Raw genomic sequence first — 1,139 nt, forward strand, 5'->3', positions numbered from 1 at the left:
CCCACGCTTGGCGAGCCGAAGGGCCAGCGCTTAGAGCAGGCCGAGTTCGGCGAGTTCGAGCCTCAGCTTCCGCGGCATCTCGGCGAGTGCCGCCATGCCCTTGCCGAGATCGGCCGGCGCATTGGCGGGCTTGAGGTAACGCCAGCCCTGGAAGGCGCGCCGCGGCTGCCAGTCGGTGCGCACGACCTCGGGATCGAGCACCAGGTGACAGCGGCCGATACCTTCAGCGTCGGTGAAGGGCCTGATCTCGGTGATCAGCTGCCGGCATTGCACGCTGCCCTTGATCACCCAATAGAGCGAGCCGCCGTCCGTGATCTCGCTGCCGCGCGTCGGCACCATGCGGGTGGTGTGCCAGTGCTCGACCGGCTCGCCGGCGCGCCGCCGCTCGTCGAGGCGGAAGGCGATCCACTCTTCGAGATCCTCGACGCTGTCGCAGCCGACGCACAGTTTTAGGAGATTGAGTGACATGCCCCAAGATTTAGCCGCGAGGGTTGACGCGTCAACGCCTTGAGCGACTTCTCCACAGGGCCAGCCTGGAGTGTCCGTAAGACTTCAGCACTCCACCACGTTCACCGCCAGACCGCCGAGGCTGGTTTCCTTGTACTTCTCGTTCATGTCGAGGCCGGTCTGGCGCATGGTCTCGATCGCGGCGTCGAGCGGCACGAAATGCGTGCCGTCGCCCTTGATGGCCAAGGAAGCGGCCGTCACGGCCTTTACCGCGCCAAGGGCATTGCGCTCGATGCAGGGCACCTGCACCAGGCCGCCGACAGGATCGCAGGTCATGCCGAGATGATGCTCGAGCGCAATCTCGGCGGCGTTCTCCACCTGCTCTGGCGTGCCACCCATCACGGCGCACAGGCCGGCGGCGGCCATGGCCGAGGCGGAGCCCACCTCGCCCTGGCAACCGACTTCGGCGCCCGAGATCGACGCGTTGGACTTGATGATGCCGCCGACGGCCGCGGCCGTCAGCAGGAAATCGCGGATGCTCGGCTGATCGGCTTCGGGATGGAAATGCAGCCAATAGCGCAGCACCGCCGGCAGCGTGCCGGCCGCGCCATTGGTCGGCGCCGTCACCACCCGCCCGCCGGCGGCGTTCTCCTCATTGACCGCCATGGCGTAGATGGACAGCCAGTCATTGG

The 1,139-nt window shown here is 67.1% G+C and carries 2 protein-coding genes; both read right to left on the bottom strand.

The genetic code is table 11. From position 1 onward, the window contains the following. Positions 1-30 precede the first annotated feature (30 nt). A complete protein-coding gene (locus tag EOA24_RS38755; protein ID WP_126082637.1) occupies positions 31-468 on the bottom strand; it encodes a DUF1489 family protein in 438 nt (145 codons plus the stop codon). Positions 469-552: 84 nt separating this feature from the next. Beyond that, positions 553-1,139 (bottom strand): L-serine ammonia-lyase, iron-sulfur-dependent, subunit alpha (locus EOA24_RS38760; RefSeq protein ID WP_189354627.1); only part of this gene is annotated, 587 nt, incomplete at its 5' end.

The organism is Mesorhizobium sp. M2A.F.Ca.ET.039.01.1.1 (assembly GCF_003998035.1).
GTDB lineage: Bacteria > Pseudomonadota > Alphaproteobacteria > Rhizobiales > Rhizobiaceae > Mesorhizobium.

Coding starts and splice junctions, on each gene's coding strand:
- EOA24_RS38755 (WP_126082637.1), bottom strand. CDS start 468: ATGTCACTCAATCTCCTAAAACTGTGCGTCGGCTGCGACAGCGTCGAG.